The sequence below is a fragment of the Burkholderia sp. FL-7-2-10-S1-D7 genome (assembly GCF_001524185.1).
Lineage (GTDB): Bacteria > Pseudomonadota > Gammaproteobacteria > Burkholderiales > Burkholderiaceae > Burkholderia > Burkholderia diffusa.
This window is the reverse complement of the sequence record NZ_LOWY01000083.1, coordinates 108,200-133,806: the sequence shown is the minus strand read 5'-3', so window position 1 is coordinate 133,806 and position 25,607 is coordinate 108,200. Positions and strand designations below refer to the sequence as shown.

The 25,607-nt window shown below is 66.6% G+C and carries 21 protein-coding genes; 10 read left to right on the top strand and 11 right to left on the bottom strand.

The annotated features are described in order from the left end of the window. Nucleotides 1-101 precede the first annotated feature (101 nt). The 3 genes from WS75_RS24910 to WS75_RS24900 form a co-directional block, all read right to left on the bottom strand. Nucleotides 102-1,760, bottom strand: a complete 1,659-nt coding sequence (locus WS75_RS24910) for an MFS transporter (protein ID WP_059684265.1) — start codon at nucleotides 1,758-1,760, stop codon at nucleotides 102-104. 222 nt (nucleotides 1,761-1,982) lie between these two features. Beyond that, on the bottom strand, nucleotides 1,983-3,536 hold the full coding sequence (locus tag WS75_RS24905) for a sensor histidine kinase (protein ID WP_059684263.1): 1,554 nt from the start codon (nucleotides 3,534-3,536) through the stop codon (nucleotides 1,983-1,985). Nucleotides 3,537-3,553: 17 nt separating this feature from the next. Continuing rightward, entirely contained in the window at nucleotides 3,554-4,282 is a 729-nt protein-coding gene (locus WS75_RS24900) for a response regulator transcription factor (protein WP_059607556.1), read from the bottom strand. 190 nt (nucleotides 4,283-4,472) lie between these two features. On the opposite strand from WS75_RS24900, the gene recA reads away from it, so the two are divergent. From recA to WS75_RS24855, 9 genes are all read left to right on the top strand, one after another. Continuing rightward, nucleotides 4,473-5,546 (top strand): recombinase RecA, encoded by a 1,074-nt coding sequence (recA, locus tag WS75_RS24895; protein WP_059684262.1) that lies wholly within the window; start codon nucleotides 4,473-4,475, stop codon nucleotides 5,544-5,546. Further along, nucleotides 5,546-6,415: a recombination regulator RecX gene (gene recX, locus WS75_RS24890; RefSeq protein WP_059684260.1), complete on the top strand. Its 870-nt coding sequence runs from the start codon at nucleotides 5,546-5,548 to the stop codon at nucleotides 6,413-6,415. Before recA ends, recX begins: the two co-directional genes overlap by 1 nt. A 146-nt stretch (nucleotides 6,416-6,561) precedes the next feature. Further along, the gene (locus tag WS75_RS24885; protein WP_059528036.1) at nucleotides 6,562-7,170 is read left to right on the top strand and encodes a DUF2889 domain-containing protein; all 609 of its coding nucleotides are present in this window, start codon (nucleotides 6,562-6,564) and stop codon (nucleotides 7,168-7,170) included. Between the two features lie 68 nt (nucleotides 7,171-7,238). After that, complete coding sequence (gene sucC / locus WS75_RS24880) at nucleotides 7,239-8,405, top strand: ADP-forming succinate--CoA ligase subunit beta (RefSeq protein ID WP_059684257.1); 1,167 nt, start codon at nucleotides 7,239-7,241, stop codon at nucleotides 8,403-8,405. Between the two features lie 64 nt (nucleotides 8,406-8,469). After that, nucleotides 8,470-9,351, top strand: a complete 882-nt coding sequence (sucD, locus tag WS75_RS24875) for a succinate--CoA ligase subunit alpha (RefSeq protein WP_010090788.1) — start codon at nucleotides 8,470-8,472, stop codon at nucleotides 9,349-9,351. A gap of 158 nt (nucleotides 9,352-9,509) precedes the next feature. After that, the gene (locus WS75_RS24870) at nucleotides 9,510-10,211 is read left to right on the top strand and encodes a TerC family protein (RefSeq protein ID WP_059684255.1); all 702 of its coding nucleotides are present in this window, start codon (nucleotides 9,510-9,512) and stop codon (nucleotides 10,209-10,211) included. A gap of 97 nt (nucleotides 10,212-10,308) precedes the next feature. Then, nucleotides 10,309-10,905 carry a pilin gene (locus tag WS75_RS24865; RefSeq protein WP_059684253.1) on the top strand — a complete coding sequence of 199 codons (597 nt, stop codon included), beginning with the start codon at nucleotides 10,309-10,311 and terminating at the stop codon, nucleotides 10,903-10,905. A gap of 165 nt (nucleotides 10,906-11,070) precedes the next feature. Next, nucleotides 11,071-12,846 carry a PglL family O-oligosaccharyltransferase gene (locus WS75_RS24860; RefSeq protein ID WP_059684251.1) on the top strand — a complete coding sequence of 592 codons (1,776 nt, stop codon included), beginning with the start codon at nucleotides 11,071-11,073 and terminating at the stop codon, nucleotides 12,844-12,846. A gap of 392 nt (nucleotides 12,847-13,238) precedes the next feature. After that, nucleotides 13,239-13,589, top strand: a complete 351-nt coding sequence (locus WS75_RS24855) for a TonB family protein (RefSeq protein ID WP_006749941.1) — start codon at nucleotides 13,239-13,241, stop codon at nucleotides 13,587-13,589. Nucleotides 13,590-13,664: 75 nt separating this feature from the next. Here the strand turns inward: WS75_RS24855 and WS75_RS24850 are convergent, their stop codons facing one another. From WS75_RS24850 to moaC, 6 genes are all read right to left on the bottom strand, one after another. Further along, complete coding sequence (locus WS75_RS24850) at nucleotides 13,665-14,858, bottom strand: hypothetical protein (RefSeq protein ID WP_059684249.1); 1,194 nt, start codon at nucleotides 14,856-14,858, stop codon at nucleotides 13,665-13,667. Nucleotides 14,859-15,065: 207 nt separating this feature from the next. Then, nucleotides 15,066-16,235: a WD40/YVTN/BNR-like repeat-containing protein gene (locus WS75_RS24845; protein WP_059684247.1), complete on the bottom strand. Its 1,170-nt coding sequence runs from the start codon at nucleotides 16,233-16,235 to the stop codon at nucleotides 15,066-15,068. A 273-nt stretch (nucleotides 16,236-16,508) separates the two neighbouring features. Then, nucleotides 16,509-17,669, bottom strand: coding sequence for a WD40/YVTN/BNR-like repeat-containing protein (locus WS75_RS24840; RefSeq protein ID WP_059684378.1), 1,161 nt, complete (start codon nucleotides 17,667-17,669; stop codon nucleotides 16,509-16,511). Between the two features lie 76 nt (nucleotides 17,670-17,745). Next, nucleotides 17,746-18,651 (bottom strand): hypothetical protein, encoded by a 906-nt coding sequence (locus WS75_RS24835; RefSeq protein ID WP_059684245.1) that lies wholly within the window; start codon nucleotides 18,649-18,651, stop codon nucleotides 17,746-17,748. Beyond that, nucleotides 18,644-21,331 carry a type VI secretion system Vgr family protein gene (locus tag WS75_RS24830; protein ID WP_059684243.1) on the bottom strand — a complete coding sequence of 896 codons (2,688 nt, stop codon included), beginning with the start codon at nucleotides 21,329-21,331 and terminating at the stop codon, nucleotides 18,644-18,646. The genes WS75_RS24835 and WS75_RS24830 overlap by 8 nt, the downstream gene beginning before the upstream one ends. Nucleotides 21,332-21,446: 115 nt before the next feature. Then, nucleotides 21,447-21,935 (bottom strand): cyclic pyranopterin monophosphate synthase MoaC, encoded by a 489-nt coding sequence (gene moaC / locus WS75_RS24825; protein WP_059684241.1) that lies wholly within the window; start codon nucleotides 21,933-21,935, stop codon nucleotides 21,447-21,449. A gap of 275 nt (nucleotides 21,936-22,210) precedes the next feature. Between moaC and WS75_RS24820 the strand changes: the two genes are divergently transcribed. Beyond that, nucleotides 22,211-23,911 (top strand): M48 family metalloprotease, encoded by a 1,701-nt coding sequence (locus WS75_RS24820; protein ID WP_059684239.1) that lies wholly within the window; start codon nucleotides 22,211-22,213, stop codon nucleotides 23,909-23,911. A gap of 31 nt (nucleotides 23,912-23,942) precedes the next feature. Here WS75_RS24820 and WS75_RS24815 read toward each other — a convergent pair whose 3' ends face one another. Both WS75_RS24815 and WS75_RS24810 read right to left on the bottom strand, forming a co-directional pair. Beyond that, on the bottom strand, nucleotides 23,943-24,548 hold the full coding sequence (locus tag WS75_RS24815; RefSeq protein ID WP_059684237.1) for a DUF2946 family protein: 606 nt from the start codon (nucleotides 24,546-24,548) through the stop codon (nucleotides 23,943-23,945). Beyond that, the gene (locus WS75_RS24810; RefSeq protein WP_059684234.1) at nucleotides 24,541-25,578 is read right to left on the bottom strand and encodes a hydrolase; all 1,038 of its coding nucleotides are present in this window, start codon (nucleotides 25,576-25,578) and stop codon (nucleotides 24,541-24,543) included. Before WS75_RS24810 ends, WS75_RS24815 begins: the two co-directional genes overlap by 8 nt. Between the last annotated feature and the right edge of the window lie 29 nt (nucleotides 25,579-25,607).

Genomic DNA, 25,607 nt, shown 5'->3' with positions numbered 1-25,607 from the left:
GTGCCGCCGGGCTGTCAACACCTTTTTTCACTTTCCTGAAAAAAAGTGCCGGGGCCGGGGCCGGCACGGGTTGCGGGCGGGGATGCCGCCCGCGCCCGACCTCAATCCTGCGCGTAGATGTTCGAGTCCTTCGTCTCCTTGACGAACAGCAGGCCGATCACGAACGTGGCCAGCGCGATCACGATCGGATACCAGAGCCCCGAGTAGATGTCGCCCTTCGCCGCGACGATCGCGAACGCGGTCGCCGGCAGGAAGCCGCCGAACCAGCCGTTGCCGATGTGATAGGGCAGCGACATCGACGTGTAGCGGATCCGCGTCGGGAACATCTCGACCAGCATCGCGGCGATCGGGCCGTAGACCATCGTCACGTAGATCACGAGGATCGTCAGGATCACGATCGTCATCGGCCAGTTGAGCTGCGCCGGGTCGGCCTTCGCCGGATAGCCGGCCGCCTTCAGCGTTGACGCGAGCGTCTTGTCGAACGCCGCGCCCTGCGCCTTCGCGTCGGCGGCCTTGCCGTCATACGCGGGGATCGCCGTATCGCCGACCTTGATCTGCGCGGTCGCGCCAGCCGGCGCCGCGACGTTCTCGTAGTTCAGGCCGGCCTTCGCGAGCGCGCTCTTCACGATGTCGCACGAGCTCGTGAACTTCGACGTGCCCACCGGGTTGAACTGGAACGAGCAGGTGGCCGGATCGGCGATGACCGTGATCGGCGCCTTCTGCGTCGCGAGTTCGAGCTGCGGGTTCGCGTAGTGCGTGAGCGCCTTGAACAGCGGGAAGTAGGTGAGCGCCGCGATCAGGCAGCCCGCGAGGATGATCGGCTTGCGGCCGATCTTGTCCGACAGCGAACCGAAGAACAGGAAGAACGGCGTGCCGATCAGGAGTGCGATCGCGATCAGGATGTTCGCGCTGGCACCGTCGACCTTCAGCGTCTGCGTGAGGAAGAACAGTGCGTAGAACTGGCCCGTGTACCACACGACGGCCTGGCCGGCGGTCAGGCCGATGAGCGCGAGGATCACGATCTTCAGGTTCTTCCACTGGCCGAACGCTTCGGTCAGCGGCGCCTTCGACGTCTTGCCTTCCGCCTTGATGCGCAGGAACACCGGCGATTCGTTCAGCTGCATCCGGATCCACACCGACACCGCGAGCAGCAGGATCGACGCGACGAACGGCACGCGCCAGCCCCAACTGCCGAACGATTCCTCGCCGATGAACGTGCGCACGCCGAGGATCACGAGCAGCGACAGGAACAGGCCGAGGGTCGCGGTCGTCTGGATCCACGCGGTATAGAAGCCGCGACGGTTCGCCGGCGCATGCTCGGCGACGTAGGTCGCCGCGCCGCCGTACTCGCCGCCGAGCGCGAGGCCCTGCAGCAGCCGCATCGCGATAAAGATCACGGGCGCCGCGATGCCGATCGATGCGTAGCCGGGCAGGAAGCCGACCACGAAGGTCGAGATGCCCATGATCACGATCGTCACGAGGAACGTGTGCTTGCGGCCGACGAGGTCGCCGAGCCGGCCGAACACGATCGCGCCGAACGGACGCACGGCGAAGCCCGCCGCGAAGCCGAGCAGCGTGAAGATGAATGCGGCGGTCGGATTGACCCCGGAGAAGAAGCTCTTGCTGATGTAGGCCGCGAGTGATCCGGCCAGGTAAAAGTCGTACCACTCGAACACGGTGCCGAGCGACGACGCGAAGATCACCTTCTTCTCTTCGCCCGTCATCGGCGAGTGCGAAATTTGCTCGCCTAACGTTGCCATGAATCGTCTCCAAGTCCCTTGATATAGATATGCGGCCGCCTTGGGTGGGCGGGCCTGTCGACGATTATTGGCACGGAAACTTACGGCGCACTGACTCGCGGGCACAAAACGACTGCGCGTTAACCCGCGCCGAATCGGTCGTTTCGCGTTCCGATCGTGTCGCAATCGGGTGGTAAAGCGCCGGTTTCGACGCGATCGCGGCGCGGTACGGACGCGCGCGTATCAGGATTGATCCGGCGCGGTGTCCGACAGCGGCAGGCTAATGCGCACGAGCGTGCCCGCGAGGCGAGGCGCGCTTTGGTAGACGTGATCGTCGAGCGTCAGCGTGCCGCCGTGCTGGGCGGCGATCTCGCGCACGATCGCAAGTCCGAGCCCGCTGCCGTCGCCTTCGCGGCCGAGGATCCGGTAGAAGCGTTCGACCACGCGGTCGCGTTCCGCGGCCGGGATGCCGGGCCCGGTGTCCTCGACTTCGAGATGCACGCGCCGCGCCGCACGCTCGGCCCTCACGCGCACGGTGATGCGACCGCCTTCGGGCGTGTAGCGGATTGCGTTGTCGACCAGGTTGCCGAGCATCTCGCGCAGCATCACGGGATTGCCGTCGACCTCGAGTGGCGCGTCGTCCTCCGGGCCTTCGTAGCCAAGGTCCATGCGCTTCGCGAGCGCGGCCTGCACCCAGTCGCGCACCGTGCGGCGCGCAAGCGCGGCGATCTCGACCGGCTCGAACGTCAGCCCGCTCGCGCGGTTCTCGGCCCGCGCGAGCGCGAGCAGTTGCGTGACGAGTCGCCCGGCCTGCTCGGAGCTCGTCGCGATCTGTTCGAGCGAACGCTGCACGTCGGGCGGCACGGGATGGCGCAACGCGAACTCGGCCTGTGTGCGCAGCCCCGCGAGCGGCGTCTTCATCTGGTGCGCGGCGTCAGCGATGAAGCGCTTCTGCAGCGCCATGCTCTGTTCGAGACGCGCGAGCAGGTCGTTGAACGACGTGACGAGCGGCTCGATCTCGGGCGGCGCGCGCTGCGCCTCGACGGGCGACAGGTCGTCGGGCCGCCGTGCACGGATGTGTGCCTGCAGCGCGTTGAGCGGCGCGAGCCCTCGCGAAAGCCCGAACCAGACGAGCAGGATCGCAAGCGGCAGGATCACGAACTGCGGCAGGATCACGCCCTTGATGATGTCGTTCGCGAGCGCGTTGCGCTTGTCGAGCGTCTCGCCGACCTGCACGAGCACGGGCTGCGTGCTGTTCGACTCGGGCAGCGCGACAGTCGTATACGCGACGCGCACGTCGTTGCCGCGCAGCAGGTCGTCGCGAAATACGACGACGCCCGGCGGCGGGCGGTCCTCGTCGCGCGGCAGCGGCATGTCGGCCTCGCCCGCGACCAGCTCGCCGCGCGTGCCGAGCACCTGGAAGTAAACGCTGTCGACGTTGTCCGCGCGCAGGAAGTCGCGCGTCTGCTGCGGCAGCGTCAGCTCGGCGACGCCGTTGACCGGATGGATCTGCCGCGCGAGCACGTACGCGTTGGTCTCGAGCGCGCGGTCGAACGGGCCGTTCGCGATCGTCTTCGCGACGAGATAGGTGACGGCGATGCTCATCGGCCACAGCAGCAGGAGCGGCGCGAGCATCCAGTCGAGGATTTCGCCGAACAGCGAGCGCGGACGCGCGGCCTCGGACGTGTCGGTTTCGTCGGGCGGCGCGAACGGGTTCTCGTAGCGCGCGTCGCGCGCGACGTCGGCGGCGGACGGTTGATCGCCGGTCGGATGGCGGGAATGGGCCGGCGTGGCCATCGCGGCAACGGCCGGGGTCAGCGCAGCGGCGTGCCGGCCGCCGCGGACTGGGGCGCGGCCGAGTCGGCCGGCGCCGCGGGCGCGACTTTCTCGAGGCAGTAGCCGAGGCCGCGCACGGTCGAAATCCGCACACCGCTCGGCTCGATCTTCTTGCGCAGCCGGTGCACGTACACTTCGATCGCGTTGTTGCTGACTTCCTCGCCCCATTCGCACAGATGGTCGACGAGCTGCTCCTTCGACACGAGCCGGCCGATGCGCTGCAGCAGCACTTCGAGCAGCCCGAGCTCGCGCGCGGACAGATCGAGCACGCGGTCGTTCGCATAGGCGATGCGGCCGACCTGGTCGAACGCGAGCGAGCCGTGGCGCACGACGGTCGGGCCGCCGCCCGCGCCGCGCCGGGTCAGCGCGCGCACGCGGGCCTCGAGCTCGTTGAGCGCGAACGGCTTGGCCATGTAGTCGTCCGCGCCGAGGTCGAGCCCCTTCACGCGCTCGTCGACGCTGTCGGCGGCGGTCAGGATCAGCACGGGGAGATTGGAATTGCGCGCGCGCAGGCGCTTGAGCACGTCGAGCCCGGACATCTTGGGCAGCCCGAGATCGAGGATCAGCAGGTCGAAGGACTGCATCGACAGCGCGGTATCGGCCTCGACGCCGCTCTTCACGTGGTCGACGGCATAGCCCGATTGGCGGAGTGACCGGGTGAGGCCGTCCGCGAGTATGCTGTCATCTTCGGCGATGAGAATTCGCATGTTGCTGACCGATGGCCGGCGGGGCGTTCGCGCCGGCGCGGCTGTCTCCGAAGTTATCCGTGTACAACGCAGCCTGCATTGCGGGCTTGCATAAAACACTGTTTTTTTATACAGTGTCTGCATTCGTGGGCAGCGCTTGAAAGCGGGCGCGCCTCTGACAGACGCTGCTCATCATAGCAAAGGACGATTCATGGAAGATAGCAAGAAGGGCTCCGGGATGACCGCCGAGAAGAGCAAGGCGCTGGCGGCCGCGCTCGCGCAGATCGAGAAGCAGTTCGGCAAGGGGTCGATCATGCGGATGGGCGACGGCGAAGCGGCCGAAGACATCCAGGTCGTCTCCACGGGCTCGCTGGGTCTCGATATCGCGCTCGGCGTCGGCGGCCTGCCGCGCGGCCGGGTGGTCGAGATCTACGGTCCGGAATCGTCCGGTAAAACCACGCTCACGCTGCAGGTCATCGCCGAGCTGCAGAAGCTGGGCGGCACGGCAGCCTTCATCGACGCCGAGCACGCGCTCGACGTTCAATATGCAGCGAAGCTCGGCGTGAACGTGCCGGAGCTGCTGATCTCGCAGCCGGACACCGGCGAGCAGGCGCTTGAAATCACCGACGCGCTGGTGCGCTCGGGCTCGATCGACATGATCGTCATCGACTCGGTCGCGGCGCTCGTGCCGAAGGCCGAAATCGAAGGCGAGATGGGCGATTCGCTGCCGGGCCTGCAGGCTCGCCTGATGTCGCAGGCACTGCGCAAGCTGACGGGCACGATCAAGCGCACGAACTGCCTCGTGATCTTCATCAACCAGATCCGGATGAAGATCGGCGTGATGTTCGGCAACCCGGAAACCACGACGGGCGGCAACGCGCTCAAGTTCTATTCGTCGGTGCGTCTGGATATCCGCCGGATCGGTTCGATCAAGAAGAACGACGAGGTGATCGGCAACGAAACCCGCGTGAAGGTCGTCAAGAACAAGGTGTCGCCGCCGTTCCGTGAAGCGATCTTCGACATCCTGTACGGCGAAGGCATTTCGCGTCAGGGCGAGATCATCGATCTCGGCGTGCAGGCGAAGATCGTCGACAAGGCGGGTGCCTGGTACAGCTACAACGGCGAGAAGATCGGCCAGGGCAAGGACAACGCGCGTGAATTCCTGCGCGAGAATCCGGAAATCGCGCGCGAGATCGAAAACCGCATTCGCGAATCGCTCGGCGTTGTCGCCATGCCGGATGGTGTAAGGCTCGACGAAGCCGAGGCGATGGACGAAGAAGAGTGATGGTCGGGCGCCGAGGTCAGGCTGGCGAACCGGAACCGAGCGACGCGTCCGACACGGCGGGTCGCTCCGGCCGGCAAGCCGAATCCTCGGGGGCCAACCGGCGGAGCGCGGGCGGTCATGCCGCGCGCCGCACCGCGACGAGGGCATCCGAGGATGCCCTCGTTTCGTTTGAGATGACCGTGCCGGTCGATCCGTTCGACGACGACGAATCGTTCGACGCGCACGACCGGTCGCGCCGTCGCGTGTCCGGTGTCAACTTTCCGGGCGAGCGCGCGGCTGATGCGCCTGCGTCGGTCAAGGAAGATGTGTATACGCGCAGCAGCCAGCATCCGCGTCGCACGCGCCGTGCGTCCGGCGGTTCAGCCGATGCTGCTGCCGGCGACGAATCCGGTGCCACCGAGCGCAAGTCGTCGAAACCGCCGCGTTCGCTGAAGGGCCGCGCGCTCGGCTATTTGTCCCGGCGCGAGTACAGCCGGGCCGAACTCGCGCGCAAGCTCGCGCCGTACGTCGGTGAGGACGAATCCGTCGAGCCGGTGCTCGATGCACTGGAAAAGGACGGCTGGCTGTCCGACGCACGCTTTGCCGAGAGCCTCGTGCATCGCCGCGCATCGCGCGTCGGCGTCGCGCGCATCGTCAGCGAACTGAAGCGTCATGCGGTTGGCGACAGTCTCGTCGAGGAAGTGAATGCGCAATTGCGCGAGACCGAGTGGGCACGCGCGCAGGCCGTCTGGCGCAAGAAATTCGGTGCACTGCCGCAAACGCCCGCCGAGCGCGCGAAGCAGGCGCGCTTCCTTGCCGCGCGCGGCTTCTCGAGCTCGACCATCGTGAAGTTGCTGAAGGTCGGCGACGATTTCTCGATCGACGACTGACCGGTTCGGTCGCGCGCGCTGCGCGCGATTTTGCTGCAATGCAACCGTTTCCGGACAGGCGTGAATACCCGCCGTCGCGGCCGGGTGCCTCAAATACCCAATATGCTAAAATCCACGGGTTTTCCTCTTCGGCCTCAACCTCCAGCATGCCGCTATCCGAGCCCGTGCCCCGTCAGTTGCGACATCGACGCGCAATCCGAGCGGAAGCCTACGAGCGCGGCGACGGCTTGTGGGACATCGAAGCCTGCCTGACCGACCACAAGCCGCGCGATGTCGCGCTTGCGTCGGGCATCCGGCCCCAAGGCCTGCCGATCCACGAACTCTGGCTGCGCGTGACTATCGATCGTGACCTCAACGTCGTCGACGCCGAAGCGTCTTCGGAATGGGTTCCCTATCCCGGTCACTGTCAATCCGCCCCGCCCGCCTATCGGGCCCTCATCGGGCTCAATCTCTTCCGCAATTTCCGCCGCAACGCGAACCGGCTGCTCGCCGGCGTCGCAGGCTGTTCCCATCTCACCGAACTGTGTGCCGTGCTGCCGACGGCAGCGATCCAGGCGTTCGCCGGTGACGTGTGGAACGTGCGCGAGGAGGGAGGCGAAGGGCCGGACCATGACGGCGAGCACGCCGAACCGCCTTTTCAGCTCGGTCGCTGCCGGGCGTTGCGGTTCGACGGCGAGGTCGTGCGGCAGTACTACCCGCGCTGGTATGGCACGAACCGGCCGGACTTGCCCGGTGAGGGCAGCACGAAGGAATGAACGGAAATCATTCGAAGAAGCGTCTTAAGCGACATTTCATCCAACTCTCAGACTGAAGGGAATCACGCATGAAGATTCACGAGTACCAGGGTAAGGAAATCCTGCGGAAATTCGGAGTCGCGGTACCGCGCGGCAAGCCGGCGTTCTCGGTTGAAGAGGCCGTCAAGGTGGCAGAAGAGCTGGGCGGCCCGGTGTGGGTCGTGAAGGCTCAGATTCACGCGGGTGGCCGTGGCAAGGGCGGCGGCGTGAAGGTGGCGAAGTCGATCGAGCAGGTTCGCGAATACGCGAACCAGATCCTCGGCATGCAACTCGTCACGCACCAGACCGGTCCGGAAGGCCAGAAGGTCAACCGTCTGCTGATCGAAGAAGGCGCCGACATCAAGCAGGAACTGTACGTCAGCCTCGTCGTTGATCGCGTGTCGCAAAAGATCGTTCTGATGGGTTCGAGCGAAGGCGGCATGGACATCGAAGAAGTTGCCGAAAAGCACCCGGAACTGATCCACAAGGTCATCGTCGAGCCGTCGACGGGCCTGCTCGACGCGCAGGCCGACGACCTCGCCACGAAGATCGGCGTGCCGGCTGCTTCGATTCCGCAAGCGCGCGCGATCCTGCAAGGCCTGTACAAGGCATTCTGGGAAACCGACGCGTCGCTGGCGGAAATCAACCCGCTGAACGTCTCCGGCGACGGCAAGGTCATCGCACTCGACGCGAAGTTCAACTTCGACTCGAACGCGCTGTTCCGCCACCCGGAAATCGTCGCTTACCGCGACCTGGACGAAGAAGACCCGGCTGAAATCGAAGCGTCGAAGTTCGACCTCGCGTACATCTCGCTCGACGGCAACATCGGCTGTCTCGTGAACGGCGCAGGCCTCGCGATGGCGACGATGGACACGATCAAGCTGTTCGGCGGCGAGCCGGCGAACTTCCTGGACGTCGGCGGTGGCGCGACGACCGAGAAGGTCACCGAAGCGTTCAAGCTGATGCTGAAGAACCCGGACCTGAAGGCGATCCTCGTGAACATCTTCGGCGGCATCATGCGCTGCGACGTGATCGCGGAAGGCGTGATCGCCGGTTCGAAGGCCGTGAACCTGAACGTGCCGCTCGTCGTGCGCATGAAGGGCACGAACGAGGACCTCGGCAAGAAGATGCTGGCCGATTCGGGCCTGCCGATCATCTCGGCGGACAGCATGGAAGAGGCTGCGCAGAAGGTCGTCGCGGCTGCCGAAGGCAAGTAACGCTATCGAATACGCATGGCGGCGCGGCAGATACGCGACGCCAATCGAACAGAGGTCAAAATACATGTCGATTCTGATCAACAAGGACACGAAGGTCATCACGCAGGGCATTACCGGCAAAACCGGTCAGTTCCATACGCGCGCCTGCCGTGAATATGCAAACGGCCGCGAAGCATTCGTCGCGGGCGTGAACCCGAAGAAGGCCGGCGAAGACTTCGAAGGCATTCCGATCTACGCGAGCGTCAAGGAAGCGAAGGCAGAAACCGGCGCGACCGTGTCGGTCATCTACGTTCCGCCGGCAGGCGCAGCCGCTGCGATCTGGGAAGCGGTCGAAGCCGACCTGGATCTCGCGATCTGCATCACGGAAGGCATCCCCGTGCGCGACATGATCGAAGTGAAGGACCGCATGCGCCGCGAAGGCCGCAAGACGCTCCTGCTCGGGCCGAACTGCCCGGGCACGATCACGCCGGACGAGCTGAAGATCGGCATCATGCCGGGTCACATCCACCGCAAGGGCCGCATCGGCGTCGTGTCGCGTTCGGGCACGCTGACGTATGAAGCCGTTGCACAGCTGACGGCGCTGGGCCTCGGCCAGTCGTCGGCAGTCGGCATCGGCGGCGACCCGATCAACGGTCTGAAGCACATCGACGTCATGAAGATGTTCAACGACGATCCGGATACGGACGCGGTCGTGATGATCGGCGAAATCGGCGGTCCGGACGAAGCCAACGCCGCTCAGTGGATCAAGGACAACATGAAGAAGCCGGTCGTCGGCTTCATCGCTGGCGTCACGGCGCCTCCGGGCAAGCGCATGGGCCACGCCGGCGCGCTGATCTCGGGCGGTGCGGATACGGCCGAAGCGAAGCTGGAAATCATGGAAGCGTGCGGCATTACCGTCACGCGCAACCCGTCGGAAATGGGCCGCCTGCTGAAGAAGGCGCTGTAATTTCCGTGTGGTTCGTCCTGCAAAAAACGCCGGCCTTGCCGGCGTTTTTTGTTATTCTCTCGCAATGAATTTGTAAGCACGAGGCATGCGCGATGCATGTCCCGGCGTTCACCCGGCCCGCCTGTCCGACAGCCGTTACCCCGCACCCGATACCGCTCATGCTTGAATTCCTGACCTCGCTCCACTGGGGCGCGGTGTTTCAGATCGTCATCATCGACATCCTCCTCGGCGGCGACAACGCGGTCGTGATCGCGCTCGCGTGCCGCAACCTGCCGGCCAACCAGCGGTTGCGCGGCGTCGTGTGGGGCACGGCCGGCGCGATCCTGCTGCGGGTCGCGCTGATCGCGTTCGCGGTCGTGCTGCTCGACGTGCCGTTCCTGAAGTTCGGCGGCGGCCTGCTGCTGTTGTGGATCGGCGTCAAGCTGATGGCGCCCGACGCCGACGCGCACGACAACGTGAAGCCGGCCGATCGGCTGTGGGACGCGGTGAAGACGATCGTGATCGCCGACGCCGTGATGAGCCTCGACAACGTGATCGCGATCGCCGGCGCGGCCGAGCAGGCCGATCCGTCGCACCGGCTGGCGCTGGTGATCTTCGGTCTCGTCGTCAGCGTGCCGATCATCGTGTGGGGCAGCACGCTGGTGCTGAAGCTGCTCGATCGGTTCCCGATCGTCGTGGCGTTCGGCGCCGGGCTGCTGGGCTGGATCGCCGGCGGGCTGATGGTGCACGACCCGGTCGGCGACCGCTGGCCGGTGCTCGATACGCCGGCGGCGATCTACGGCGCGAGCATTGCCGGCGCGCTGTTCGTCGTCGCCACCGGTTACGCGCTCCGGCGACGCCGCAGTGCCACGCACGCGTGACGTTGGCCGTCCGGCCGACTGCCGGGGCCGCGGCCTGCTGGCTACGATCGAAACGCCTGCCTGATTCGGCAGGCGTTTTTCGTTTCCGGAGCCAGTCATGTTCGAAGCCTTTTCCGTTTCCCTGTTCCGTCGCATCGCCGCCGATCTGCGGCGCGCGAGCCGGCCGGTGCCGCGCTGCCGGCCCGCCGGCTTCACGCTGATCGAGCTGATGATCGTGCTTGCGATCGTCGGCGTGATCGCGGCCTATGCGATTCCCGCGTACCAGGATTACCTCGCGCGGTCGCGTGTCGGCGAGGGGCTCGCGCTTGCTTCGTCCGCGCGGCTCGCAGTGGCCGACAACGCCGCGAGCGGCGCGGGCTTCGACGGCGGCTACAGCCCGCCGGCCGCTACCCGCAACGTCGAATCCGTCGCCATCGACGGCGACACCGGCCAGATCACGGTGGCGTTCACCGCCCGCGTCGCCGCGGCCGGCGCGAATACGCTCGTCCTGGTGCCGTCCGCCCCGGACAAGGCCGACACGCCGACCGCGCGCGTGCCGCTGAAAAAGGGCGCGATGCAGGCGGGGGCGATCGCGTGGGAGTGCTTTGCCGCCGGCAAGTCTGCGTCGTCGCTTCCGGCGCCGGGCGCGGGCCCGTTGCCGGCGGAGGCCGCGACGTTGCCCGCGCGATATGCGCCCGCGGAGTGCCGCGCGTAGTGTCGGGGGCATGCCGGCAAGTCCGTGGCCGCGTGCGCGGCGCGGCGCACGCCGTGCCCGTCGGCCGGCTGCGCCCGCTCCAGCGCGTGGGGGATGGCACGACGGGCCCGCACAGAGGGGGGAAAGTTTTGTATAGTGCGCCGGTTGCTGACATCCGGTTCGCTCATGCCTTCTACTTTTTCCCGTTCGTTGCCGCTCGTTGCGCTGGCTGTCGCCCTGATCGTGCCGTACTCGATCACGAATCACACGTATCCGATCCCGACCTTCTATTCCGAGTTTGCCGCGCTGGTGCTGTATCTGCTGGTGGGGCTCTCCGTCGTGCTGCTCGCACGCACGGGCCGCCCGGCCGAGCCGTTCGCCGCGCCGGCCGCGTTCGTCGCGCCGCTCGGGTTCGCGGCGGTGCTGATCGCGCAGGTCGCGCTCATGCCGCTGAAGGTGCCGTCGATGAACTGGCTGGCGGTCGGCTATATGGCCGCCGCGCTGGTCGCGATGCAGGCAGGCTACACGCTCGCGCGCGAGCGGCTCGTCGAAGCCGCCGCGCAAATGATGTCGGGCGCGCTGCTGCTCGGCGGGATGCTCGCGGTCGCGAGCCAGGTCGTGCAGTTGTTCCATCTCGAATCTGCGGTGTCGCCATTCGTCGTGGTGTACAACATCGCGGTCGATCGCCGTCCGTACGGCAACATGGCACAGGCGAACCACCTGGCGACCTACATCGCGTTCGCGCTCGCGGGCGCGCTGTATCTGGTGCAGACGCGCCGGCTCGCAGTATGGGCGTGGCTCGCGCTGTCGATCGTGCTGTCGGCCGGGCTCGCGCTGACGGTGTCGCGCGGCCCGTGGCTGCAGGTCGCGGTGCTGGTCGTCGCGGGCTTCTGGATGGCGTGGCTCGAGTCGCGCCGCGCGCCTGGCAACCGCCGCGCATGGGTGATGCCGGTCGCGCTCGCGGTGGCCTTCGTCGCGGTGAACGTCGCGGTGCGGTGGGCCAACGTGCATTTCCATCTGGGGCTCGCCGAGTCGGCGGCCGACCGGATGCGCGACGCGGGGCAGATCGCGCCGCGCCTCGCGCTGTGGAAGTACGGGCTTGCGATGTTCCGCGAGCATCCGGTGCTCGGCGTCGGCTGGGGCGAATTCCCGTCGCACCAGTTCGCGCTCGTGCGCACGCTCGGCGGTGTCGAGATCGCGAACAACTCGCACGACATCTTCATCGACCTGCTCGCGAAGTCCGGCCTCGTCGGCCTCGGCGTGCTCGTCGTCGCGCTCGTGACGTGGTTCGTGCGCGCGGTGCGCGCGCCGCAGTCGAGCGCGCGCGTGTTCGGCCTCGCCCTGATCGGCGTCCTGTTGATGCATGCGCTCGTCGAATATCCGCAGCAGTACATGTTCTTCCTGCTGCCGGCGATGTTCGTGATCGGCCTGCTCGAGGTGAAGCCGCTGCGCATCCTGCCGGGGCGCGCGGCGTTCGGGCTGTTCGCGGTGCTGTCGTTCGGCGGCGTGCTGGCGGCGGTGCCCGTGCTGCGCGACTACCAGCGCGCGGAAGTGCTGTACTACGGCAGCGATCCGGCCGCACAGTACCGCGATGCGCCGTCGCTGTTGTTCGGCGCGTGGGGCGATTACGGGGCGGCCACGCTGCTGGCGATTTCGCCGGACAACCTGCCGCTCAAGCTCGTCGCGCATGAGCGCGCGATCGCGCTCCTGCCCGGCGAGACGGTGCTGCGCCGCTATGCGGTGCTGCAGGCGCTGGCCGGTCGCGAAGCCGACGCCCTCGATACGGTCGCGCGCCTGCATGTGTTCGCGAAGGAGTTGAAGGACTGGCCGCAGCAGCTCGCGTCGCTGTACAAGCTGTGCGACCAACGGCCGGAGCTGAAAGCGTTCAAGGCGGCCGTCGTCGCGAAGTACGGGGAAGTCCCGCCCGACGCGGACGACGACTCGGACGACGATTCCGAGTGATGCCGCGCGGCGCCGGGCGGGGAATCCCGGTGCTCGCCGCATTGCGGTGAGGCGGGTGGGCGATGGCGGGGCGAAGGGGGCGGCGATTGCTTCCCCCGCGGAATGGATGCCTGCCGAATCCGGTGTGATTCGCGTCAACCATTGTCAAATCGCGGCCACGCGCAAGGCGGCGCGTGCACAATGCGGCAAAGCGTTCGCGTGCGCGGCCGCCCGCTGCGGGCCGCTACCGCGAACGCCGCCCCGGATCTCCGGGAACCCGACAAGCAGGATCGCGACCGGGCAGCCGCCGGTCGTGCGGCCGTAACGGCGCGCCGGTCCGATGGCCGCGGCGCGGGGCGATGTCCGCCGGCGCGGCGTTCGTCCGCAACAGTACTGAAGAACGATATTCGACCATGGCCCTTCGCTCGACCCTCCTGATCCTGCCTGCCGTCGCCGTGCTGGTTTCCGGCTGCGCGATGCTGTCGTCGTCGCAGGAAAGCAAGCTGACCTGCCACATTCCGCGCGCCGTCTATCCGGATAGCGCGAAGCCGCTCACGCGTCCGGTCACCGTGCTCGTGCGCGCGCTGATGACGACCGCGGGCGAAGCGCAGAACGTCACCGTGACGACGAGCAGCCGCAATGCGGCGGCGGACCGCGCGGCCGTCGATGCGATGACGCACGCGACCTGCGCGCAGACGGGCGCCACCGCGAATCCGTTCCTGCTCACGCAACCGTTCGTGTTCGAGCCGCGACGCGCCCAATGATGGGCGGCCAGGCACGCCGAGGCGCGCGTGCCGCTTGCCGTCGATTCCTGTGAGGCGCCGCCGTGCCGCCGACGTTCAGTGCCGCGGCATCAGGTTCGCGCCGTGGCATGCCGGCTCGGCCGCCTTGCGTAGCCCGAGCATCGTGAACCCGTTGCGCTCCTGGCGGATCAGCGCGTAGCGTCGCGCAACCGTGTTTCCGTCCTTGCCCGTCAGATCCAGTTCGACCTGGAAGAGATCCTTGCTGTCCGCGCAGCCGCGTACCGGTCCATAGGCGAACCCGGTATCGGGCGCCTTGCTTTCCGCAATGAACGCCTGTCGCGCTTGCAGCGCCGCCGCAGCGGCCGCGGGTTCGCTCCAGGCGCGCGCGAGCGTATCGTCCACGCCCAGCCATTCATCGACGAAATCGCGACCGTTGACCGCGACCGGCTGCACGCGTTGCACGGTGTCGCCGTCGACGCGATAGCGGAAGATGCCCGGCCGTGTCATCACGTCGCTGTCGCGCGAGCCGACCGTCATGCGCAGTTCGAAGCCGTCGGGGCGCACCTTGAAGCGGATCGCGTCGTCGTCGAGCACGTAGCCGTGAGCCGTATGGAACAGCGTGTGTTGCGCGGCCGCGCCGCTTGCCGGCGCGACCACGTCCGCGCCGAACCGGCTCCAGCGCGACGAGCACCACGGCGTGCCGTGGACGACCGCCACCTGGCCGCCGGGCAATGCGCCGAACCAGAAGCCGCCGCCGTAGGCGCCGCCGATGTCCTTGTAGTCGTCGGCCTGCCAGCGCAGCACCCGCCGCCAGCCGCCGTTTTCCCATGCGTAGGCAGTGAGCAGGTTGTCGTCGCCGCATGGGATGTCGAAGCCGGCGCGCACGAAGAGGAGCGGGCGGGACGTGCCGTCGCGTTGGACGTCGACGTCCGGGTTGCGACCGAATGCCGATTCGGCGTTTTTCGGCTGGGCGGATTGGGTGGATTGGGCGGGTACGCCGAGTGCGGCCGCAAGCGTGCGTTTCAGCGCAGCCGGCTCGACGTGTTCGTCGCTGCACGCAAGCCGCGCGTCGATCGCGCCGACGAGCGCCTGCTTGTACGCGCGAAGCGCGTCGCGTAAAGGCGGCGAGACGTCGACCGTGCCGCCGCCGTCGCCTTGCGGATTCCGGACTTGCTGTACGCGGTGCTGCGCGTCGAGCGCCGCGCGTGCGGCGGTGTCGGCGGCGGCGGTGGCCGGTGTAATGCAGGCGATGGAGAGCGCGAGTGTTACGCGGTTCAGCAAGTTTTTCATCGAAACATTTTTTTTTCTTTTCTTCGTTCATCACGGCGAGCAGTCGGCCGGAGACCGAATCGGAATCGGCGCCCGGCGCGCTGAACGGACGATTCGACCGGGATCGCCTGTCAGCCGGTGCGGCACGGCACCTTGCTGTGGTCCGGGATCGTCAGTCGCGATCGCGGGCCGCAGCGGTGGCCGGTTTCCGATACGCCCGGCGTGCGATCAGAAGGTTCGCTTCTTCAGCGTGAATGCGTGCAGCCAGTACAGCGTGTTGGTCTGCGCGTCGAAGTAGCCGCCTTGTGCGGTCTTGTCGGTCGTTTTATTCCACGACTTGCCGGCGTCGGTGCTGCTGAACGTCAGGTCGATCGGTGCGCCGCCGCCGGTGCCACCGCTTCCGGAGTTCGGATCGGTTGCATAGACGAGCAGGAGGCCGTTGCGACCGATGCTCATGCTGTCGAGTGTGAGCTTCTCGTCGAACGTGCGCAGTTGCTGCACGGCCTCGGGATGGTCGTTCGTCCACGTGAAAATGGCGCCCGTCCGGCGGCCGTTGTCGCGACCCTCGCCGTTTTGCGGCTTGTCGAGATGCGTCAGCGCGTACAGCGAATAACGTGATCCCGATTCCGGCGTGGTGTCGAGCGCAGTGACGACCTGGCCTGGCAGCACGGTATCTGTCACGAATGCGTGCTGCCCCCAGTCGAGCCGGTCGACCACGCTGTGAGCGGGTGCTTCGGCAGTCTGTGCGACATGGTAGGCGATCCGCAGAACACCGTCCGGGCCGAGGCTGATTGCATTGAAATCCTGGCGCGTCTCGCTGCCGACGTGTGCATCGGCCGGCACGTCGATCGCTTGCCACGTGTTTCCGCCGTCGGAAGTTCGCCATACGCGAGGCCCCCAGCCGGCTGCGTAGCCGCGCTGCGGATCGAGAAAGAGCAGGCGGTCGATGTTCTGGCTTTCGGGCCATTGAAGTTGCGACCATGTCTGGCCGCCATTACTCGATTTCCACAGCTTGGTGGTTTGCGGCGCGTCGCCACCTTGCGCTTCGGGAGCCTTGTAGTTCATCCATGACGTGCTGATGAACTGAACGGTCCAGTCTGGCGAGTACCACCAGGCGGCATTCTGGCCGACCTGTTGGAATTGGCGCTTCATCCCGCCGTCGATGGTGCCGCGGAAGAAGCCGATCGTCATGCGGTTCAGCAACTCGCCGGTGTCGTTCATCCATGCTTCGGTCGGCTCGGGCCGCTGCGGCTCGTTCGATTCGGGCTGGGGCTTGAACGTTACGACGGGATTGGCGAGCTTGACGCTCATCACGTCATTGCCCTTGATGCGGAAGCTGCCGCCGCCGTATGGCGTGTCGTCCCGCATGAAGTGTGTCGAAATCGTCTCCCGATCCATCGTGGGGCGGATATAACTCAATGTCGCCACGACCAGGACGGCGAGGCTCACGACGAATCCTATCCGGCGAGTGTGTTTTTGCATGTCATTGGATACGCGGTCACCCCGAGACATGACCGACCCGGCAGGACCGGTATCCGACGGTTCTGGCAGGCGTCGCGTCGCGATTGTGCGGCCGGGCCCCGCATTGCCCGGCCATTTCGGATCGGCCGCAGGCCGCGGAGCCGACGCCCGAATCGCGACGGGGGCCCCGCGGTAATCGCATCGGAACCGTCAGAACTGCCGCTTCTTGAGCGTATAGGCAACCAGCGAATACAGCGTGTTCGTCTGGGCGTTGAAATATCCGCCCTGAGCCGTCTTCTCTCTGCTCGAGTTCCAGGTCTTCCCCCCGTCGCTGCTGACGAACGTGAGATCGAGCGGTGTGCCGTTGCGGCTGGCGTCGGTTGCGTAGACGAGAAGCAACCCGTCCCGGCCGACGCTCAGGCTATCGAGCGTCAGCGTGTCGTCAAACGAATGCAATTGCCGCACCTGCTCGGGTGCGCCGTTCGTCCAGGTCGAAATGGCGCCGACGCGTTTTCCCTTGTCGGCGGGATTATCGAAATTGCGCGGTTCGCCGAGGCGCGACAGCGCGTAAAGCGCATAGTGATCCGACGCGGTCGGTGACGAGGACAGGCTGACGATCACTTGTTCGGGCAACACGGCGTCCAGGGCGAACCCGGATTGTTCCCAGCCGAGCCGATAGACGACGCTTCCGGCGGAAGCATGCTCGGATTTCTCGACGTGGTATGCCACGCGCAAGGTACCGTCCGGGCCCAGGTCGATGCCGTCAAAGGTGCGGTGGGGTTTGCCGGCGTCGGCGGCACCCGGCGGCAGTTCGATTTCCCGCCACGACTGACCGCCGTCGGACGTGCGCCACACGTGCGGGCCCCAACCGATCGCATAGCCGCGCTGCGGATCCAGAAAGAGCAGGCGACCGATGTTCCGGTCTTCGGGCCACGCGAGTTGCACCCAGTCGCGTCCGCCGTTGGACGACTTCCAGAGCTTGGTCACTTGCGGCGTCAGCCCGTCGGCAGGCTGAGGCGACTTGTAGTCCATCCAGCCGGTGCTGATGAATTCGACCGTCCAGTCCTTGGCGTGCCACCAGGCGGCGGTCTGGCCCACCTGCTTGAAATGGCGCGTCATGTCTCCGTTCACCGGGCCGCGCCAGAATTCGACCGACGTCCGGTTCAGCGTTTCGCGACTGTCGTTCATCCACGCTTCGGCCGGCTCGGCTTTTTCCTTGTCCTTCCATTCGGCATATGGCTTGAACGTGATTTCAGGATCGCTGATCTTCAGCGTGATCGCCTCGTTTCCCGATATCACGAAGTCGCCTCCGCCGTAAGGCTTGCTGTTCTTCATGAAAGTGTTGGAAACGACCTGCCAGTCATTCGACATATACGAGAACCCGACAATCAAAACAATGAGCACGACTGCCGCAGCCAGCGACAGCTTCAGGAATTTTTTCGTCATTTCATTTCGGCATCAGTTTTTCGAGTGCCTGTGCAACAGGGTCGATGACATGTTCGTTGACGGCATCACCGGCCTTTTTCGCATATTCCACGGTATTGTCGACGTACTGTTTGCCCACGCCGACGCCGCTGTCGAATGCCTGGGAGAATGTCCTGAGATCCCCCCATTCCTGGGCGTTGGGTTGCTTCAGGATGTAATACATATCGACAGGCCCGAGCCCGGCCAGACCGCCGTCGAGATAGGCGAGAGGGTGGGTCTTGAACGCGTACGTCTTGAAGGTGTCGTCATCCAGTTCGAGCGCGTACTGCGGCACGTTCATCACGCAGCTGCCGCTGTTCGGCTTCTTGCCCCTGATCGAAATGGTGTCGCCGCGCATGTTCTGCTGCAAACCCTGTTCCAGATAATGCTGCAGGAACCAGCGTGCGCTCGCAAGCCACGCTTTGCCCTTGTCGCTCAATTCCGGCAGCAGGTATTTGCCGTAATTCGAGCAGTAGTAGTAACCGTAGCTGACGTAATATCCCGGCGGCTTATGCCCGCACCCGATATGACGCATCATGAAATTGCCGTGGCGGGACCAGTCGGAATCGGTGCTTTCCGCTTGTATCAGGTTTTCCCGCCGATGCAGCAGTTCACGGGCAACTTTCGTGTCTTTCCACGGATCCCATGACGTCGCGAATTTCTTGACGGTCGCCCAGATACTCGACGTGCTGACTTTTTCGACCGTTTCCCAGTACTCGCCGTGCAGCGGCCGGTAGTAGTACGGGCACGTTCCGATAATGGAATCCGCCGCCGGCGTCACATGCTTGTCGCAGATGTTGATCTCCACCTTCGGCCGATCCTTGTACCCTGTCGGCGTTAGCATCCCCGCGCCGATGCCGAGCACCTTGTCCAGTTGTCCGTCAGCCATTCGATTTCCCTAGAAACTTGACGACGACGTCGTGCGGCACGTGGCTCTGCGTGAGCCCCGTCTCACCTGCCGCATTGGTGACGCCTTCCGAGAGCAGCTTGCCGTTCGAGAACATCTGGTATCGCGTGTTCGCTACCGGAATGTCGGTGCCGGCCCAGTGCGCGATGAACGCCTGATCGTAGTTGCCGGTCGAGTTCGGCAGGGTCGGCATCGTCTGCGACAGGTGCGTGGGGCCGCTGAACGCGTGCTGCGCCCCCTTGATGTCGATCTTGCCGGGTGCGTGCACTTCGATGTTGCCGTTCGCGATGCGGATGTACGCGCCGCCGGAGGTCAGCAGGATTTCCTTCGCCGCGGCGCCTTCGATCGACTCGGTTACCGCCATCAGATTCAGCGCCTTCTGGGCCGTCAGCTCGATGTTGTCCGCGTGCGCCTGCACTTCGACCTTGCCCTTGCCGGCGAATAGCTTGATCCCGGAGTTCTGCGCGAACAGGCTGATCCGGTCGAGGACGCTCGCGATCAGCGACTTTCCGGCGGCCACGTGCGTGCTTTGCCCGCTGACGAGGTTGACGTGCTGGTCCGCGGCAAGCTGCACGGACTGTTGCGTGGACATCCCGATACCGGCCGGGCTGCCGAACAGCATCACCGGCTCCTTGAACGCGTTGGCCGTGCCGGTTCCGCCGCCCGCGGTCCTGCCGCCCGACGTGCCGCCGCTCACGCTGTTCTGCGTCGCGTCGGTGAACTGCTTCAGCGCCGAGTGGCCGTGGTCGAGCGGTTCGGCCTGATGCTGCGCGCCGACCTCCGACATGGCCTCCATCAGGCCTTCTGCACGGACGAGCTGCTGTTGCGTTTCCTGAACGTCGAGCGGCTGGCTCGCCGGCTGCTTCGGGTGCGTCGTGACGTACAGCCCGCGGCTCGCGCGTACGGCGCCGTACGCGTCCGAGCGCAGGTCGAAGCCGCTGCCGAGATAGCTGCCGCGGTTGTTGCCCGCATGGTCGATCAGGTAACCGAGATGCAAGTGCGCGTTGGTCTGGCTGCTGTAGAGGTGCACGCGGTTCTGCGAGGTCGCGTCGTCGAGCACGAGCTGGTTGTAGCCGGCGCCCGCATATTCCTTGGACCGGTATCCGGACAGGATCCCGTTGCTGTGCCACTGCGGGCTCGTCGCGCCGTTGTACAGCTTGCCGACGATGATCGGGCGATCGCAGTCGCCGCCGAGGAAATCGACCAGCACCTCCTCGCCGCTGCGGTGCGGGTGAACGGCCCCATAACCCTTGCCCGAATCCGACGCGGTGGCACGCAGCCAGCACGACGCCTTTTCGTCGCCGTCGTTCAGGCGGTCCCAATGGAAGCGAACCTTGACCCGGTTGAGCGCGTCGGTGTGGATTTCCTCGCCTTTCGGTGCGACGACGATCGCCGATTGCAGGTGCATCGGCGGCTTCGCGTGCTCGAACGGGCTGCGGAACGGTACGGTCGTGCGCTGGGCTTCGACGCGGATCTGAAAGAAGCCTTCGCTGCCGTCGGGATGACGCACGCGCGACTGGGCCGTATCGGTTGCCTGCACGATGCTGCCGACCTCGGCGCGCAGGCTGTGCGGGAAAACCGCCTGTTCGTCGGCAACGGGCAGATTGTTGACGATGACCCACGCCGTCTCGATCACGGCGAATTCGCGCTGCCCGGCATCGTCCTTGTCGTGTTCGGGGTGATCCGCCAGCTCGAAGGTCCGCCCGGCATCCATGCGCCGCACGCCGCCGACGCCATAAAAGCGTTTCGCGCGCGACTCCTGTTCCTCCATCCATATCTTCGACAGATGGTCACCACGGGACTGTTCGAGGTACGTGTACGCACCGGTGTATTCGTAGACCTCGAGCTGCGGCGGCAGGTCACCCTGATTGGCGATCGTCGGCGTATGGGTCGCCTTCGGATTCGCCGCGCTCGGCGGCTGCTTGTAGTCGAACGTGCGTGTGGCGCGGGCGACACTTCGCAGCGTGCGCGTGCCGGAGAACTGGACGAACGTGTCGGCCTCGTCACCCGTGCCCGCATGATGAAAGCGCACCGTTCGCGGCGACAGCGCGGGCAACGCGTCGACGCGGTCGACGACGACGAGCCGGTGCGACTTGCCGTCCTGGTCCTGTTCCCAGAAGCCATACAGGCCTTCCGATTCCATCAGGCGATGCACGAAATTCCAGTCATCCTCGTACTGCATGCAGAACGAGCGGAGCGGCAGCGGCTGGTGGAGCTTGAAGGTGAAGCGACCCTTGGCCTGCGGATGCTGGTTCAGCACGTCGGCAATGATGTCGTCCGCGGACTGGTCCTGCCAGATTCGCTGGTCGCGGCGGAACTTCAGGAAGTGCAGGAACGAAGCGAAGACGATCTGGTAGTGCGTGACGCCGCTGTCCGAGCCGAGCCGGCGGGCGCAATGCACGTAGCCGTGGTGAGACGCGTAAGACTGGTCGGCCTGCAGGATCCATAGCGTGACCGGCTGCGCGATCAGCTTCTTCAGCTCGAGGTTATCGGACACCGACACGGTATCGACCGTGAACTCGAAGTGACGTCCGAGCCGCGATCGGCCGATGACGCGATGCGGCAGCAGCACGTTGGGGCCCAGCGGCGTATCCAGTTTGACAAGGCGCTCGTGCTGAACCGGTCCGGCCAGCAATGCGCTTCTTAACATTTGCGAATTCATCACCCGTGCTCGCTTTTTTTGTGCTGAGTCGCACGCTCTCCCGTGCGGAATCCGGTAATTGTATGAGATAAACGGGCGGTATCCCGAATTTACCGGCCGACAGGGTTCCGAGCGGTCAGCCGGCGGCGTCCTCCGCCTTCCAGTCCCCCGACTTCCCGCCGCGTTTCTCCCTGACGCTCACATCGGTGATCACCATTCCGCGATCGACCGCCTTGCACATGTCGAACACGGTCAACAGCCCTACCTGCACGGCAGTCAGCGCTTCCATCTCGACGCCGGTACGCCCGAACGTCTCGACCTGCGCGACGCAGTGCACGCCCGGCAGTGCGTCGTCGAGTTCGAAGTCGACGGCCACGCGCGTCAGCGCGAGCGGGTGACACAGCGGAATGAGATCGGCGGTGCGCTTCGCGCCCTGAATCGCGGCGATGCGCGCGACGCCGAGCACGTCGCCTTTCTTCGCCTTGCCGTCGCGGATCAGCGCGAACGTCGCCGGCAGCATCCGGATCGTGCCGCGCGCGATCGCGATGCGTTGCGTTTCCTCTTTGCCGCCGACGTCGACCATGTGTGCGTGGCCCGCGGCGTCGAAATGGGTGAGTCCTGACATGTCTTGCTCCAGTGGAACGGAGTGCGCGCGCGAGCACGTCCCTCGATCCTGCTTCGCGATCGGCCGGGGGCGCCGAATCCCGTCTCTGCACCCCGATCCGATCCAACGTTTCAATGGGCGCCTATCATAGCAGTGGCCTTCGCGGCACCGAGCGCGCAGATGGCGCATATGCCGCGCGGGACAGTCGCGATGTCGCCGGTACAATGACCCGAATATTCAGACCAAACGCCGCGATGCGCGCCCGGCGCGCGGGACGGCGTCGCTTTCATCCTGCCATGCGTGTCAAACAGTTGCTTGCCGTGTTGCTGTCGGCGGCGCTCGTGCTGCCGCCGAGCGGCCATGCACAGCGCGCGTCCGCACTGCCGCTCGAGCCGGCGGCAGGCGCCTCGCCGTCGATTTCCACGGTGCCATCCGGAATCGCGACCGGCGTATTCGGCACCTACGGCGGCGCGGAGAGCCGGTTTTCCGGCGCCGGCGCGGGCGGCGCGTCCGCGCCCGTCGCGAGCCTGCGCGCACCTCTGCGCGCGCTGGAACTGCCCGACCTCGGCGACGGCTCCGGCGGTTCGCTCACGCCGCGGGCCGAACGCCGTCTCGGCGAGCGCGTGATGCGCGAGGTGCGGCGCGACCCGGACTATCTCGACGACTGGCTCGCGCGCGACTACCTGAATGCGATCGCGAAGCGGCTCGCGGCCGCTGCGGCGGCGCGCTACATCGGCGGCTACATGCCGGACTTCGAACTGTTCCCGGTGCGAGATCCACAGATCAACGCGTTCTCGATGCCGGGCGGCTTCATCGGCATCAACAGCGGGCTGGTCGTCACGACGCAGACGGAATCCGAACTCGCATCGGTGGTCGGCCACGAGATGGGCCACGTGCTGCAGCGGCACATCGCGCGGATGATCGGTGCGAACGAGAAGACCGGTTACACGGCCCTCGCGACGATGCTGCTCGGCGTGCTGGCGGGCGTGCTCGCGCGAAGCGGCGATCTCGGCAGCGCGATCGCGATCGGCGGGCAGGCGTACGCGGTCGACAACCAGCTGCGTTTCTCGCGGTCGGCGGAGCGCGAGGCCGATCGCGTCGGATTCCAGCTGCTCGCCGGCGCCGGCTACGACCCGTACGGGATGCCGGGCTTCTTCGAGCGGCTCGAGCGCGCATCGATGGGCGACGCGGGCGTGCCGGCCTATGCGCGCACGCACCCGCTGACGGGCGAACGGGTTGCCGACATGGAAGATCGCGCACGCCGCGCGCCATACCGGCAGCCGCGCCAGTCGGCCGAATACGGCTTCGTGCGCGCACGGTTGCGCATTCTGCAGAACCGCGCGCCGAACGACATCGCGGCCGAGGCGCGCCGGATGCAGATCGAGCTCGACGACCGCACGGCGCCGAACGTCGCGGCGAACGAGTACGGGATCGCGCTCGCGAACATGCTGCTCGGCCAGTACGACGCGGCCGACAAGGCGCTCGTGTCGGCTCGTGCCGCGTTCGAGGCGCGCGAGCGGCTCGCGGACGATCCCGAGACGAGTTCACCGAGCCTCGACGTCCTCGCCGCCGACATCGCGCGCCGCGCAGGCCGGACCGACAGCGCGGTGCGGCTCGCGGCGCTCGCGCAGCGGCGCTGGCCGGCATCGCACGCGGCGATCGTCGCGCACCTGCAGGCGCTGATCGCCGCGCGCCGCTTCGCCGAAGCACAGACGCTCGCGCGCACGGAGGCGCAAACGGATCCCGAGCAGCCGGACTGGTGGGACTATCTCGCGAAGGCGAGCGACGGCCGGGGCGACGTGCTCGCGCGGCGCCGCGCGCTCGCGGAGAAGCTGGCGCTCGACGGCGCGTGGCCGTCGGCGATACGTCAGCTGAAGGAGGCGCGCGACGCGAAGGACGTGTCGTTCTACGACCAGTCGATCATCGGCGCGCGGCTGCTGGAATTCGAGGCGCGCTACAAGGAAGAGCGCGAGGACGAGAAGAACGGCCGCGGATAACGGCCGTCAGGTGGGGCAGGTGAGCTGCGCGTCAGCCCTCGACGCTACCGTTGCCGCCATCCGATGCGGCGCCGCGAGCCCGCTGCGCGGGACTCGCGACGAAGCCGAACGTCGCCGGCACGTCGGCGCACGCGAGATTGCCGAGCGACAGCGTGCGCCCGTCGCGCCAGCGCAGCGCGGGTGGCGTCGTGTCGAAGTCCGTGTGATCGGCGAACAGGCCCAGGTCGTGGTCGTGCAGTGCCGCGACGCGCGGCGGCGAGCCGGCTGCGCGAAACAGCACGCCGCCGGCGTCGTCGAGCCACGCGGCGTCCGGTTCGAACGGCGCGCCGGTCTGGTCGGCCAGCGCGAGTTGCCCGTCGTGTTCAGCCAGGCGGACGACCCACGGCGTATAGGCGAGCTCGACGTACACGCGCTGCGGGCCGTTCTGGAAGAACCACTGGCCGTGCGCGTCGCAGTCGTAGTTGCGGCCGATGAACGCGTTCAGCGCCGCATGCCGGACCGGCGAGCCGAGTTCGCCCGCGGCCTGCGCGGCCTCGTCGCGCAGCCGCCACTCACCGCGCCGGTCGAGCAGCAGCCAGCCGGTGCAGTGCGGCACGTTCGGCCATTTGGCGAGGGCTTGCCTGACGATGTCATCCATGGTCGACGAATTTCGAGCAATAGCCGAACACCCGCGCCGACAGCCAGTCGAGGCGGCCGGGGAACGGCCCGGTCATGAATCCCGCGTGGCCGCCGTCCGCGGGCTGGTCGAGCTCGACGGCCGGCGACACGTCGGCGGCGCTGGGCAGCGCGGATTCGGGCAGGAACGGATCGTTGCGGGCGTTGAGGATCAGCGTCGGCACGTCGATCGCGGGCAGCAGCGGGCGCGTCGTGGCCTGGGTCCAGTAGTCGTCGGCGTCGGCGAAGCCGTGCAACGGCGCGGTCACGACTTCGTCGAAGTCGCGCATCGTCACGGCCCGGAGCATTGCTTCGCGGTCGAACAGCCCCGGATATTGGTCGAGCTTCGCGAGCGCCTTGCGCTTCAGCGTCTTCAGGAAGCTGCGCGTATAGACCATCGCGAAGCCCTGCGACAGCGCGCGGCCGCCCGCATGCACGTCGATCGGCGTCGAGATCGCGGCGGCCGCGCGCACGATCGACGTGTCGCTGCGGTGCTCGCCGAGCCAGCGCAGCAGCACGTTGCCGCCGAGCGACACGCCGGCCGCGACGACCGGCCCGCGATGCTGCGCGGCGAGCCGGCGCAGGATCCAGTCGACCTCGGCGCTATCGGCGAGATGGTAGAAGCGCGGCTGCCGGTTGAGCTCGCCGCTGCAGCTGCGAAAGTGCGGGACGACCGCGTGCCAGCCCTTCGCGCGCGCGGCGGCCATCATCGCCAGCGCGTAATGCGAGCCGGAACTGCCTTCGAGGCCGTGGAACAGCACGAACAGCGGTGCGTCGGGCGGCGGTGCGGCACTGTCGAGATGCGCGACCCAGTCGAGATCGATGAAGTCGTGGTCGGGGGTTTCCCATCGCTCTCGTCGGTACGCGACCGCCGGACGCCGTGCGAACAGCGCGGGCACGATGGTTTGGGCATGGCTGTTCGGCAGCCAGCGCGGTGCGCGATAGCGCAATGAATCGTCGTCGGGGGCCGGGGCCCCGGTCAGCGGCGAGGTGGGCGGAGAAGCCGTACTCATGATCGCCCCGCTAATGCGTTGCTTCGTTC